We start from the raw sequence: 12,246 nt of genomic DNA on the forward strand, positions 1-12,246 counted from the left end.
CCCTCGTTGCGGGGCCCGATGTGCGCGGTTCCGGACCAAAATGGGGCGCAAAGCAGGCCCCACAACACACCCCCACCCACGTTGCGGGGCCCGATGTGCGCGGTTCCGCACCAACATGGGGCGCAGAGCAGACCCCACAACACACGCCCCTCGTTGCGAGGCCCGATGTGCGCGATTCCGGACCAAAATGGGACGCAGAGCAGGCCCCACGACACACCCCCCTGCTGCGCCTCCGCACGGATCGACCTGAATCACCCCTCGTTGCGGGGCCCGATGTGCCTGCTTCGGGGCCAAAATGGGACGCAGAGCAGGCCCCACAACACACCACACCCCTCGTTGCGAGGCCCGATGTGCGTGCTTCCGGACGAAAATGGGACGCAGAGCGGGCCCCACAACACATCCCCATGCTGCGCCTTCGCACGGATCCACCTGAATCACCCCTCGTTGCGAGGCCCGATGTGCGTGCTTCCGGACGAAAATGGGACGCAGAGCAGGCCCCACAACACACGCATACCCCCGCGCCAGCGCTCAAGGGAGACTGGCCGGAGCTCGCTCCGCGGCCCACCCCCACCGCCAACGAAGCAAGCTCAGCAACCACCCCGCTAACCGAAGCTATCGCCCGCCAAGCCCGCCTCACCGACGAACACTTGGCGGTCTGACATGGAACGTGTCGCCTTCCTGATCGAGGACACCGGGGAACACCTTGGCTGCCTGCTCAACCCGGAAACGGTGGTGATGCAGCGCTCGGCCGGTGTGGAGCCCCGGAGAAGTGCCGGCGGCAAACTCAGCGGCAGCGGACTGGCGGACGACCCCCTGCTCTTCACGGGAGGCGGCCACACCGAGCTGAGGCTGGACCTGCTCTTCGACGTCGACCTCGCGCCGGCGTCGCTTCATGTGCAGGATGTGCGGCAAATGACCCGGCCTATCTGGGCGCTCGCCGAGAACAGTGCGGAGGTGGAGCGTCAGCGGAGGCCGCCGTCGGTCCGGTTTGTGTGGGGCCGTGCGTGGAATGTGCCGGGAATCGTGACCGAGGTGGCGGAGCGTTTCGACCGCTTCGCCCCGGACGGTTCACCGCTCAGGTCCTGGATGCGGATGGTCTTTGTTCGCGTGGGCCAGTCTGCCGACGAGGAAGGCGGCGAGAACTACGAGCTCGCCCAGCGACTCCCTGCCGTGGATCTGACGGCCCCACCCGTGGACACGCTGGCGGTCACGGGCGATGGCAGCACGGACAGGGACGCAGCAATGCCCGACGGCGGCGAGCTCCTTCCTGATGTGCCGCCAGCTGAGTTGGCGCGGCTTTCCGTTCAAGCCTTCGGGACACCCCTGCTCTGGAAGCTGCTCCTGGAATACAACGACATCGACGACCCCGCGCACTTCCGCGGACCACTCGCGGTCCCGCCAGTTGGTGAAGCACCATGAGGCGTGAAGGACCATGAGGCAAGTCCAAGGCCTCCCCGAACTCATCGTCACGCTGGGGCGGCGCAGACTAAGCACGGCTGAAACGGCGGCGATAGTGTCCGTTCAGGTCCTCACTTCACTCGCGAGGCCAGCCCAGTGCCTGATCAGCTGGCGACCCGGTCCGGGCAGGACTGCTGCGGCGAGGGGTGGAGTGGATCCCGTGCCCGGTGATGCCCTGAGGGTTGAGCTCGGCGGCCACCGGACCCCGCTCTTCGTGGGTGAGGTCACTGTGGTTGAGTACAGCTACGGAGCCAACCTCGGTCAGGAAATCCGCATCAGGGCCTACGATGCCCTGCACCGGCTGAGGAAGCGCCAATTCACCAGGCTGCACGAGGACGTCGATCTCGCTGCGTTGGCAAGGAAACTCTGCGAGGGCACCGGGCTGGACGTTGTGGGCGGCGGCGAGAAGTTGGGGCTGGTTTATCAGTGCGCCCGCACGGACTTGAGCCTCCTGGTTGAACAGAGTGCCCGCGTGGGCGCCTACCCCGTGGTCCATGACGGAGCCCTCAGGCTCACACGACTCGACGGCGAAGGCGAACCGTTGGAGCTCACCCTCGGGGCATCCCTTCATGCGGCAGAGATCGAGGTCAGCCAGGAACCGGCGTACGCGTCCGCAACCATCAACGGCTGGCGTGCGGAGGACGCTTCAGTCCACCAGGCCGAAACGAGCAGCAGCGACGCCAAAGCCCACGTCACAGCCGACCCAGCATTGGCCAGCGTGGGTGCAGGCGGCGAACTCCGGCGAGATAACGAAGCGCTCGAGTCCACCCAGGAGGCGAATGGATTGGCGCAGTCCGAGCTGGACGTCAGGATGGCCGGGCAGGTCACGGCGGTGTTTGTGGCTGAGGGCAATCCTCGGCTCAGGGCGGGTGGGCGTGTGCGGATCAAGGGGGTGGCGCCCTCCATCGAAGGGACGTACGTGATCGCGAGCGCCTCTCACCGTTTGGACGGCACGGGTTACGAAACCACGCTTACCACCCGCCCACCGAGCCCGGTCCCGGAACGACGCCCGGACGTCTTCACGCTCGGGATCATCACGGACGTGGATGACCCCGAGGCCCGGGGGCGTGCCCGTGTGCAACTACCGGCCTATCCGGATCTCCAGACCGCGTGGGCTCCCGTGCTCACGGCAGCCGCAGGTCCTGGCAAGGGGATGGTCACCCCGCCGGCTCCCGGCGACCACGTCCTGGTGCTTCTGCCCGCCACGGATCCGGCCCAGGCCATCATCCTCGGTGGCCTGTACGGCAGCGAACAGACGCCCGACAACCGCGTCAACACTCCCCGGGACAGCCGTTACACCTTCCGCAGTGCGGGCGGCCAACAAATAGTGCTCGACGGCGGTGCCCGCACCGTGAGTTTCACGGACGGTCACGGCTCGTCGGTGGAGCTGGGGCCGGACAAGCTCCGCATCACCGCTGCCACGGACCTGGTGCTGGAAGCCCCGGGCAAAGCCATGAAAATCCGTGCGAAATCCGTCGACTTCGAGGAGGCCTAAGCCATGAGGATCCTGGTCAAGGAGGCCATCCTGCGGTGTGGGCATGACGGCAAAGTGGAGAACGTCCCCTCGCAGGAGTGGGTCCGTGTCAAGGGGTCGCCGGTGTTGGTGGACAACGATCCCCAAGGCAGGGATATCAGCATGTGCCCGAACATCGGCGTCAACATCAAGCCGTGCAATAAGACGTTGCCGGTCACCAAAGGCTATTCAACTTTCGTCAGAATCGGGGGCAAGGCCGTCTGCCTGGACAGTGTGGAGGGTTTCACCGACGGCACACCCCCGGGCGCCGTGAAGTACAACGTGCGGCGGCCCGGGCAAACGTTGGTGGGGTCGGGTTCATGAAAAGGGGACACCCATGAGCGCGCCACGCTACACATCGATTGCTTTCATCCATCCGGATTTCGACGCCGCAGCGGGCGTCCCCGGTCTACGCATCACCCCGGCGGGCAGGTTGGCGACTGTTACGGACGCGGCCTCCATCCGTCAGGCCCTCCTCCTCCTGCTGAGCACCAGGCCCGGCGAGCGCGTCAACCGCCCGACGTACGGCTGCCACTTGTTCCGCTTGGCTTTCGCTCCGGCTGACGACACCACCGCCGGGCTCGCCATCCACTATGTGGCCCGCGCGGTGGAACAGTGGGAACGACGCATCACGGTCCTTTCCCTGGATGCGTCACGTTCGCCGGAGGATCCTGAAGTTCTCGAGGTCCGGCTGAAATACCGTGTCCGCACCACCCAGCTTGAGGATGAGATCGCCATCGCCCTGCCCGTGGAGTCCGGAGGTGCAGTATGAGTATCCCCGTGCCCAATCTGGACGATCGCAGCTTCGCGGACCTCGTGGCCAGCGCCCGCGAACGCATCCAACAAATCGCCCCTGAGTGGACGGACCTCTCGGTCCACGATCCCGGCATCACCATCGTGGAGGCCTTCGCCTACCTCACGGACACGCTCATGTACCGGCTCAACCGCGTGCCGGACAAGCTCTATGCCGTCTACTTGAACCTTCTGGGCACGTCGCTGTACCCGCCGAGCACCGCCGAAACGATGCTGGAATTCAGCCGCACATCCGCCACAGGCACAACAGACCAGGAGATCCGCATCCCCCGCGGCACCCAGGTCAGCTGCCCACCGGGCGTTCCCGGTTCACCCCAGCCGGTATTTACGACGACGGCGGCAGCCACTTTGGCTCCCGGGATGAGCAGCGTCCTGGTCCCCGCAGCCGATGTGACCATGTACGACGCCGTACCGATTGGTACCGGGACCGGAAGACCAGGCCAGAGCTTCGTGATCCCGAACGCGCCGATCGTCTCGGGCGCAGGGCTGGCGATCGCCGTCGAAGTTCCGGCCGGGACGCGGCTAAGCAGTGGCGAGGCAGTGCTGGTAGACGGAAAACCTTTCCGGTACTGCAAGGAAGTGGAGGCGTTCGCCGATGCAAGGCCGGGTGAGATGCCGGTGCGGATCGACCGAAGTGCCGGCGTCGCGATGTTCGCGTGGTGGGACGAAGAGTCCAGGACGCGGACTGAAACCGGGCAAGGGTCATTGGTACCAGGCGCAGGTGCCGAAGTCCGTGCCTGGTACCGCAGCGGTGGTGGTTCGGGCGGTAACGTCGGCGCGGGTCACCTCACGGTGCTGCGTTCCCCTGTTCCGGGAGCCAAGGTCACTAATCCGGAGCCGGCAACCGGGGGCCGGGATGGCGAGTCCTTGGAGAACGCCCTCAGGCGGGCGCCCCAGGATTTTCAAGCCCGCGACCGCGCAGTTACTGTCCGGGACTACGAGGTCCTGGCGCGTCGGCACGGCGGTGTGGGCCGTGCGAGGGCTTTCACCCGCAAGGATCTGTGGGCGTTTGCCCGGCCGGGGGAAGTGGAAATTGTGCTGGTGCCGTTCGTTCCCGGCGGCAGGGCAGGCGCGGCCAAACCATTACGCGCAGGGGACCTTACGTCACACGCACGCGACGAAGTGCGGATTGAAGTGGAACAATATCTCCGCAGGCGGTCCACGGTTGGCGCCGAGCCTGTAGTGCGCTGGGGCCTCTACAAACAGGTGCTGGTGGATGCGCGGATCGTTGTTCGTCCCGATGAGGATGCCGAGGCCGTGAAATCCAGGATCATGGGCCGCCTGTCTGAAACGGTCAGTCCGCTGAGCCCGGATTCGTCCAGTTACGGATCCGGGTTTGGGAAGCCACTGCGTGTCTCCAATCTGTATCGCGCCATGGAGGAGGCCGAGCCTGGCGTTCAGTATGTGGACCGGGTCAGGCTGGAAGTGGACAAAGTTCCGGACAGTGATGCCGTGTCCTTGGTCCAGGCTGAAGGTCAGGACAAAACATGGTTCGTGGCCCAGGGCGGCACCCTGTTCCGCACCACCAACGCCGCCGACGGCTGGGAAGCCTGTGCGGATTTTGGAGATATTTCCGACGGCAACCAGGCGGCAGAAACCGTCCGCGCCATCGCCCCGTTCCGTTCCCCCGCACCTGGCCGGGTGGGTCCGGAGCGCCACCCGGGCATGGTGGCCGTGAGCACGGTGACGGACACGGGTTCCCGTATTTATATCAGCGAGGACCTCGGCGAATCGTGGCGCAAAGCAGCCGAACTGGGGTTCGTCGTCGCCGATTTGTGTTGGGTGGACCGCCAGGGTGAGCCGTTGTTGTTGCTGGCAGGCGAGCGTGGCCTCTACGAACTTCCGATGAGCCAAGGTGCCATTCCCGTACAGAATGTGGTGGATACGTCTCAGCCGGATCGTGGTTTTTACGCCGTGGACGCCTTGGTGGACGTCCGCGGGAGGACAGGTGTTGTGGTGGCCGCCGAGGCCTCGGCCGGCGTCTGGCTCTCCCCCGACGCCGGTACCGCCGACAGCTTCAAGCAGGTCAAGGCCTCCGGCGAGGACATCCGTTGCATGACCATCCAGTACGACGGCGGTGCGAGCTATGTGTGGCTCGGCCGGGCAGTGCCGGAAGGGACTGGGACGGGATGCCTGCGGCTGAAGATCGACGAGTTGGGCCGCACGGATTTTGATGAAACCTTCATGAATTCCTGGGAGGAGTTCAGCACTGGCTGGACCGGGGGCAGTTGCTGGAGTGTCCACGTGATGGGTGACGCTGCCTACGCCGCTACTCAGAGCGGCGGGGTGTTACGGCTGCAGCTGGGCCAGGCGTCTGCGCAGTGGAGCGTCCCGGACGTTAACTGCAATCTGCCGTTGAGGGACCGCACCCGGTTCGAGCCTGTCCGTTCGGTGTCCGGCGCGATCCTTGACGGCAAGCCCCTGGTCCTGGCTGCCGGCCCCAAAGGCGTTTATCGCAGCACAGACAACGCCGTTCAATGGGAAAGCTGTACCCGGCGCGTCGTGGACGATGTCGTAACGCTGCCCGATACCTGGCTGTTCTGCTCGGGCGACCACAGGATCGAGGTGGTCCATGGCAATGGCTGAGTTCACAGGGCCGTCCGAGTCCAAGCTGCTGAGGGTCCTGCCGGAAGTGTTCCAGGTGGCCGCCGATACCAGCTCTCCCCTGCAGGCCCTTCTTGCTGTGGCCGAGGATATGCATGGGCCCGTCAGGCAGCTCTTGGACCGCATCCATACCGTTCCCGATCCCGGCCGCGCGCCGTCGTCGTTGATTCCTTTTCTCTCGCGCTGGGTGGATCTGGACTGGTTGACGCTTCCCGGTCTGGAGGGCGGCGCTCAATACGGTGGTACAGGATCCGGCAGTATTCCCGCGACCGGCGCCATTCCCATATCGCGGCAACGGGACCTCATCTCAGCCGCGGCTCAGCTCTCTGCACGCCGCGGCACTGTGGACGGGCTCACCCGCTTCCTGCACCTGGCCACGGGGGTGCCCGGGTTCGACGTCGAATCCGTCCCCGGCGCCTTCCATATCAAGGTGCTGGTTCCTGCGGAGGCGGGTGGGCAGCTGGAATTGATCCGCCGGATCGTCAAAGGCATGAAGCCCGCGCACGTGACGGATGAGGTTACGGTGCAGGCAAATGAACGGTGATCAAGCATGAACAAGGAGAACCGAACGCCCATTCTTTTGGTGATTGCCTGTGGGGTGATCGCGCTGTTAGTGCTGGTGTTCGGCGTCAGTTGCGGCAACGGGAACAACGATGCGGCACGGGACTGGCAGGGCGGATTCTCCGGCGCAGCCGCGGGCGCGAAACTCACTGCAGCAGACCTGTCTGCCCGGGGCGGTTCGTGTTCGGCGTCGGATACCCAGCTGGTGGTTACGGGTGCGTGCGTGTTCGATGTGAAGGAATTCGGCGGGGGTTTGTTCTATTTCGGACCTCCCACCAAGCGGGCAAGGCTCGCACCGCAGCAGGCGGTCACCGTCTCGCTGTTGGTGCAGGGCACGCGGGCTGAGCAGAATTCAGGCCCGGGGAAAACCGTGGACCTGACCTTCGGGACCTCGGGCGGACAGCTGGGAATCGTCTGTCCCGGCCTGGGGACCTGTGTGTTGCTGATTCAGGAAGCCGGAGGCTGAGATGTGCTGCTGTGCGCCGAAACTACAAACCGCGATCCCAGGAGTTGTTGTGCCATGACTGCCATCACCATGACGTTGAGCTCCCCGGACGTGGTCCTTAAAGAAGGGAAGGGATCGCTGACAGCGTCCGTCACCAACGGCTCCGCCACTTCGGAGCGCGTAGTGCTCGGCGCGTTCCCCGGGCAGGTGACCAATCCGCCGTCGAAGACTTACACCACCATCCCCAACCCGTTGCGGACCATCGCTGCCGGGACGACCGAACAGTACGTGGTCAATTTCGACACCGACGGGGCTTCCGCGGGCAGCTACCCGGTGAAGTTGATCGCCTACTCCGCCGACGACGCACCCGAGGACTACGCGGACCAGGCGCATGTGGTCACACTGACTGTTCGGGCGGCCGAAAAGCCGAAGCCCAAGCCGGGATTCCCATGGTTGTGGGTGATCATCGGGGGCGTGGTGCTGCTGGCGGTTATCGGCGTGATCCTGTACTTCATGTTCAAGGACGCCAACGTTCCGGACGTGAAAACCAAACCGCAGGCTGAAGCGGTCAAGATCGTGACGGACGCCGGTTTCAAAGCGGCCACAACGGAAATCGAAAGCGCCTCGCCCGAAGGAACCGTAGTCAACCAGAGTCCCGCCGGCGGCGAGAAAGTAGGGCGCGGCAGCACGGTCAACCTGGAAATCGCAGTGCCCGTGAAGGCCACCGTTCCCAGTGTCCTGGGATCACGGATTGAAACGGCCCGCAACGCCTTCCAGACCGCACAACTGCAATTGGACTTCACCCAGGGTTCCGCCTGCCAAAGCTCGCCTCCCCTCTCCCTGATGAGGTGCGTAGTGGTGGGCGTCAATCCCGACGTCGGCACCAAAGTTAACGTCAACGCACTCGTTTTGGTTCGGACTGAGTTGAGGTCCAGCATCATCCTTGATCCGGTGAACATCTGCCTGAGCAACCCCCAACTCTGCGAGGTGCGGCTCAACCCGTGATTATTTTCGGACACGTTTGCCTGCCTGGGCAGCTGCCATGAAAAGATCAACCATGCGTCCCATGCAGCACTCCAGCAAACTCCAGAATGTCCGCTACGAACTCCGTGGTCCCATCCTCCAGGCTGCCAAGGCCATGGAAGCCGAGGGACACCGCATCCTCAAGATGAACCTCGGGGACACGGCACCGTTCGGGCTGGAAGCGCCGGAGTCAGTGGTGGTGGACATGATCCACCACATCCGCGGGGCCCAGGGCTACAGCGATTCCAAGGGCATCTTCTCCGCCCGGACCGCGATCTCGCAGTACTACCAGACGCGCGGACTGATGACGATCGGCGTCGAGGATGTCTTCATTGGCAACGGCGTCAGCGAACTCATTTCCATGACCCTGCAGGCGTTCATGGAAAACGGTGACGAGATCCTCATTCCGGCACCCGACTACCCGCTCTGGACCGCGGCTGTGACCCTCACGGGTGGCAAAGCCGTGCACTACCTCTGTGACGAGGATGAGAACTGGTGGCCGGACATGGCCGACGTCGAAGCGAAGATCACGCCGCGCACACGGGGGATCGTGATCATCAACCCGAACAATCCCACGGGCGCCGTCTACCCCCGGCACATCCTTGAGCAATTCGCGGCGTTGGCGCGGAAGCACGATCTCGTTCTGTTTTCCGATGAGATCTACGAGAAGATCCGCTACGTCGACGCCCCGCACATTCATACCGCCGCAGTAGCGGACGACATCCCGGTGTTGACGTTCAGCGGGCTTTCCAAGGCTTACCGCATGCCCGGCTACCGTGCAGGCTGGGTTGCCGTGACTGGACCATTGACAGCAACGGCTGCCTATCGGGAATCCTTGGAACTGCTGGCCTCGTTGCGGTTGTGCTCCAACGTTCCCGCCCAGCACGCCATCCAGACCTGCCTGGGTGGATACCAGAGCATCGAGGCACTCATTCGTCCCGGCGGGCGCCTTCGTGAGCAACGGGATCTGGCGTGGAAGCTGTTGACGGCGATCCCTGGCGTTTCGTGCGTCCCCGCAGCTGGCGCCATGTACCTGTTCCCTCGGTTGGACCCTGAGATCTACCCCATCGAGAGCGACGAGAAGTTCGTCCTCCAGCTCCTGCAGGAACAGAAGATCCTTGTGTCGCACGGAACGGCCTTCAACTGGCCCACCCCGGACCACTTCCGCTTCGTGATCCTGCCGACCGTGGAGGACATCGAGGAAGCCGTGCGCCGGATCGAACACTTCCTCGCCGCGTACCGGAACCGCCCGGTGGACTAGTGTCCCGTGGACTAAACAGGTGCGCCTAGCGGTTCGGGTCTATCATCGTCATGCCTGCAGGGGCTGCCTTGTCGAATCCGGGCAACAATAACGCTGCTTCTTCCAGGCCGATGGTGCGTTCAATCAGCAGCTGTGGCTGCAGCAAGCCTTGTTCGATGAGCGCCATCATTCCGGGATAGTCCATCGCGGCCATGCCGTGGCTGCCCAGGACATCCAGTTCCCAGCCGATCACGCGGGCCATCGGCACCTGCGGGTTGCCGTCAATGGAGGGCAACAGGCCGATCTGGACGTGCCGGCCCCGCCTGCGAAGGCTGAGGATTGCGTCTGCGCAGGTTTGTTCACTTCCGACGGCGTCTACCGCAACGTGGCTGCCTCCGCCGGAGAGGACGTTGACCGCGGCGGGGATGTCCGCACCGTCAGCAAGCACGGTGTGGTCGGCGCCCAAACGTGCAGCCACGGCCAAGGCCTCCGGGTTCCGATCCACGGCAATGACCTTGGCTCCCATGGCCTTGGCAATCATCACAGCGCTGAGGCCCACCCCTCCCGCGCCCACAACTGTCACCCATTCGCCGGCCTTCACCTGGGCACGGGCTGCCAGGGCCCGGTATGCCGTGGCGAAGCGGCAGCCGAGGCTTGCCGCCGTCGTAAATTCAATGCTTTCCGGTATGGCAACCAGGTTGCTGTCGGCAGCGTGCAGGGCTACGTATTCGGCGAACGATCCCCAGTGGGTGAAGCCGGGCTGCTCCTGGTCGGGGCACACCTGCGCGTCCCCGGCAAGGCACCATTCGCACTTACCGCACCCACAAACGAAGGGGACGGTGACGCGGTCGCCGACCTTCCAGCGCTGGACACCTTCCCCGACAGAGTCGATGACACCGGCGAGCTCGTGGCCTGGAACGTGGGGCATCGCTATGTCATCGTGGCCGGCCCAGGCGTGCCAGTCGCTGCGGCACATGCCGGTGGCCAGAACCTTCACCACCACACCCCCAGCAGGAGCCTCGGGTTTGGTGACCTCCCGAACGTCGGGCTGGGTCCGGACCTCATCAAAAACTACTGCGCGCATCGACTGACTCTAACAATTAGCCGCCCCTGTCACACTTCCGGCGCCGCTTCCGACATTCCTCATGTAACGAACCATCTTTGAAGGGAAACAGCATGACCCGCATCAATATCGGCCACAGCAACAAGCTCGGCTACGCCGCTGTCATCGGGCTGGAAGGCTACGCCCGCAAGTCGGTTGATCCCGACTTGTACGAACTCATCAAGCTCCGCGCCTCCATCTTGAACGGCTGCGGCTTCTGCGTGGACATGCATGCCACGGACGGCAGGAAGCGCGGCATCCCGGAGCGGAAACTGCACGCGGTGGCAGCCTGGCAGCACTCCAAGGTGTTCTTCGATGCCCGCGAGCAGGCTGTGCTGGCCTTGACTGATGCCATAACCCAGCTGGGGCCGGACACCGTTACTGACGAGATCTGGAATGCGGCCGCCACCCATTTCGACGACAGCCAAATGGGAGGCCTGGTCCTGGCCATCTCCACGATCAACGTGTGGAACAGGATTGCCGTGAGCACGCAGATGGAGCCGCCGGTGGATGAGAAAAACCCGATCGTCTGAGGGGTAGCGTGGAGGGCATGAGTCTTGCGGTATCGGCCACAGCCGCGTGGCAGAGCGAACGGAATCGTTTGCTGGGAATCGCCTACCGGATGTTGGGAGATTTCGGCCATGCCGAGGACGTCGTCTCCGAGGTTGCCATCGATGCCGTCCGGCAGGAACGCAAGGCCGATGGCCACAGCGTGGAATCCTGGCCCGCGTGGCTAACCACAGTGTGCGTGCGGCGCTCGGTTGACCGGGTGCGCCAACTCGCCGCTGTGCGCGAGGACTACACCGGCCCTTGGCTGCCTGAGCCGGTAGACACCTCCAGGCTTCCGGAGGAAACCGTGGCCAACCGCGAGCTCCTGTCCTTGACCTTGCTTCACCTGGCTGAGCAACTGGCTCCGGAGGCGCGGGCCGCACTGGTGCTCCACCGCGCTTTTGGGATGTCCGCGCCGGAAATCGCGGACATCCTGGAAAAGACCCCCACTGCCGTACGCCAAATGATCTCCAGAGCCGAGCGCCGCTTGGACATCGACCCCGACGCTCCCGCTCCCAGGACCAAGGATCGCGCGGCCTTGGAGAAGCTGGTACGCGCCATCGAGCACGGCGACATTGACACGGTAGTGGCGATGCTCGATCGGGACGCAGTGCTGTGGGCCGACGGCGGCGGCAAGGTCAAGAGCGCCATGAACCCGGTGTTCGGGGCGGAGCGGATCGGGCGGTTCTTCGCGGGCATCCTCGGCAAAGCGCTGGTTTTCGATCCCGTACAGCCCGTCACTGCCGAGCTCATCGCTGTGAACGGGGAATCAGCGCTGGTACTCCGGCACTCGGGCCGCGCCGACGTCTTGGTGCTCGACGGTGACCCTGACGGCACCATCCGCGGGTTGCGGCAGATCTCGAATCCGGACAAGCTGACGCGGGTTTCGCTGTGAGTTGGCTCGAAGTAGCGGGAAAGCTGCTCGTTCGCGGGGAAAC

Annotated in this window: 13 protein-coding genes; 12 read left to right on the top strand and 1 reads right to left on the bottom strand. The window is 64.4% G+C overall.

Annotated elements, in window-relative coordinates; all coding sequences use genetic code 11:
- The 10 genes from ABIE18_RS18580 to ABIE18_RS18625 form a co-directional block, all read left to right on the top strand.
- Positions 1–659: hypothetical protein (locus ABIE18_RS18580; RefSeq protein ID WP_499724079.1), on the top strand; the 659-nt coding region annotated here is incomplete at its 5' end.
- Between the two features lies 1 nt (position 660).
- Positions 661–1,419 (top strand): CIS tube protein, encoded by a 759-nt coding sequence (locus ABIE18_RS18585; RefSeq protein WP_499724080.1) that lies wholly within the window; start codon positions 661–663, stop codon positions 1,417–1,419.
- Between the two features lie 13 nt (positions 1,420–1,432).
- Positions 1,433–2,953: a phage baseplate assembly protein V gene (locus ABIE18_RS18590; RefSeq protein WP_499724081.1), complete on the top strand. Its 1,521-nt coding sequence runs from the start codon at positions 1,433–1,435 to the stop codon at positions 2,951–2,953.
- Between the two features lie 3 nt (positions 2,954–2,956).
- Positions 2,957–3,295, top strand: a complete 339-nt coding sequence (locus ABIE18_RS18595; RefSeq protein ID WP_499724082.1) for a hypothetical protein — start codon at positions 2,957–2,959, stop codon at positions 3,293–3,295.
- A 13-nt stretch (positions 3,296–3,308) separates the two neighbouring features.
- Complete coding sequence (locus ABIE18_RS18600; protein ID WP_499724083.1) at positions 3,309–3,743, top strand: GPW/gp25 family protein; 435 nt, start codon at positions 3,309–3,311, stop codon at positions 3,741–3,743.
- Positions 3,740–6,370 carry a baseplate J/gp47 family protein gene (locus ABIE18_RS18605; RefSeq protein WP_499724084.1) on the top strand — a complete coding sequence of 877 codons (2,631 nt, stop codon included), beginning with the start codon at positions 3,740–3,742 and terminating at the stop codon, positions 6,368–6,370. Before ABIE18_RS18600 ends, ABIE18_RS18605 begins: the two co-directional genes overlap by 4 nt.
- Entirely contained in the window at positions 6,363–6,932 is a 570-nt protein-coding gene (locus ABIE18_RS18610; protein WP_499724085.1) for a hypothetical protein, read from the top strand. Before ABIE18_RS18605 ends, ABIE18_RS18610 begins: the two co-directional genes overlap by 8 nt.
- Positions 6,933–6,938: 6 nt before the next feature.
- On the top strand, positions 6,939–7,415 hold the full coding sequence (locus tag ABIE18_RS18615; RefSeq protein ID WP_499724086.1) for a hypothetical protein: 477 nt from the start codon (positions 6,939–6,941) through the stop codon (positions 7,413–7,415).
- Between the two features lie 54 nt (positions 7,416–7,469).
- Positions 7,470–8,399 (top strand): PASTA domain-containing protein, encoded by a 930-nt coding sequence (locus ABIE18_RS18620; protein WP_499724087.1) that lies wholly within the window; start codon positions 7,470–7,472, stop codon positions 8,397–8,399.
- Between the two features lie 52 nt (positions 8,400–8,451).
- A complete protein-coding gene (locus tag ABIE18_RS18625; RefSeq protein ID WP_499724176.1) occupies positions 8,452–9,678 on the top strand; it encodes a pyridoxal phosphate-dependent aminotransferase in 1,227 nt (408 codons plus the stop codon).
- 25 nt (positions 9,679–9,703) lie between these two features.
- Here ABIE18_RS18625 and ABIE18_RS18630 read toward each other — a convergent pair whose 3' ends face one another.
- Complete coding sequence (locus ABIE18_RS18630) at positions 9,704–10,741, bottom strand: zinc-dependent alcohol dehydrogenase family protein (RefSeq protein ID WP_499724088.1); 1,038 nt, start codon at positions 10,739–10,741, stop codon at positions 9,704–9,706.
- A gap of 92 nt (positions 10,742–10,833) precedes the next feature.
- Here ABIE18_RS18630 and ABIE18_RS18635 point away from each other — a divergent pair, with 92 nt between their 5' ends.
- Both ABIE18_RS18635 and ABIE18_RS18640 read left to right on the top strand, forming a co-directional pair.
- Positions 10,834–11,292, top strand: a complete 459-nt coding sequence (locus ABIE18_RS18635) for a carboxymuconolactone decarboxylase family protein (protein WP_499724089.1) — start codon at positions 10,834–10,836, stop codon at positions 11,290–11,292.
- A 17-nt stretch (positions 11,293–11,309) separates the two neighbouring features.
- Positions 11,310–12,203 (top strand): sigma-70 family RNA polymerase sigma factor, encoded by an 894-nt coding sequence (locus ABIE18_RS18640; protein ID WP_499724090.1) that lies wholly within the window; start codon positions 11,310–11,312, stop codon positions 12,201–12,203.
- Positions 12,204–12,246 lie beyond the last annotated feature (43 nt).

This window comes from Arthrobacter sp. 2762, from assembly GCF_040548745.1.
Classification (GTDB): domain Bacteria; phylum Actinomycetota; class Actinomycetes; order Actinomycetales; family Micrococcaceae; genus Arthrobacter.

Bases quoted from the DNA above. Each gene is read 5' to 3' on its own strand.
- ABIE18_RS18585 (WP_499724080.1), top strand. From the start codon at position 661: ATGGAACGTGTCGCCTTCCTGATCGAGGACACCGGGGAACACCTTGGC.
- ABIE18_RS18590 (WP_499724081.1), top strand. From the start codon at position 1,433: ATGAGGCAAGTCCAAGGCCTCCCCGAACTCATCGTCACGCTGGGGCGG.
- ABIE18_RS18595 (WP_499724082.1), top strand. From the start codon at position 2,957: ATGAGGATCCTGGTCAAGGAGGCCATCCTGCGGTGTGGGCATGACGGC.
- ABIE18_RS18600 (WP_499724083.1), top strand. From the start codon at position 3,309: ATGAGCGCGCCACGCTACACATCGATTGCTTTCATCCATCCGGATTTC.
- ABIE18_RS18605 (WP_499724084.1), top strand. From the start codon at position 3,740: ATGAGTATCCCCGTGCCCAATCTGGACGATCGCAGCTTCGCGGACCTC.
- ABIE18_RS18610 (WP_499724085.1), top strand. From the start codon at position 6,363: ATGGCTGAGTTCACAGGGCCGTCCGAGTCCAAGCTGCTGAGGGTCCTG.
- ABIE18_RS18615 (WP_499724086.1), top strand. From the start codon at position 6,939: ATGAACAAGGAGAACCGAACGCCCATTCTTTTGGTGATTGCCTGTGGG.
- ABIE18_RS18620 (WP_499724087.1), top strand. From the start codon at position 7,470: ATGACTGCCATCACCATGACGTTGAGCTCCCCGGACGTGGTCCTTAAA.
- ABIE18_RS18625 (WP_499724176.1), top strand. From the start codon at position 8,452: ATGCGTCCCATGCAGCACTCCAGCAAACTCCAGAATGTCCGCTACGAA.
- ABIE18_RS18630 (WP_499724088.1), bottom strand. From the start codon at position 10,741: ATGCGCGCAGTAGTTTTTGATGAGGTCCGGACCCAGCCCGACGTTCGG.
- ABIE18_RS18635 (WP_499724089.1), top strand. From the start codon at position 10,834: ATGACCCGCATCAATATCGGCCACAGCAACAAGCTCGGCTACGCCGCT.
- ABIE18_RS18640 (WP_499724090.1), top strand. From the start codon at position 11,310: ATGAGTCTTGCGGTATCGGCCACAGCCGCGTGGCAGAGCGAACGGAAT.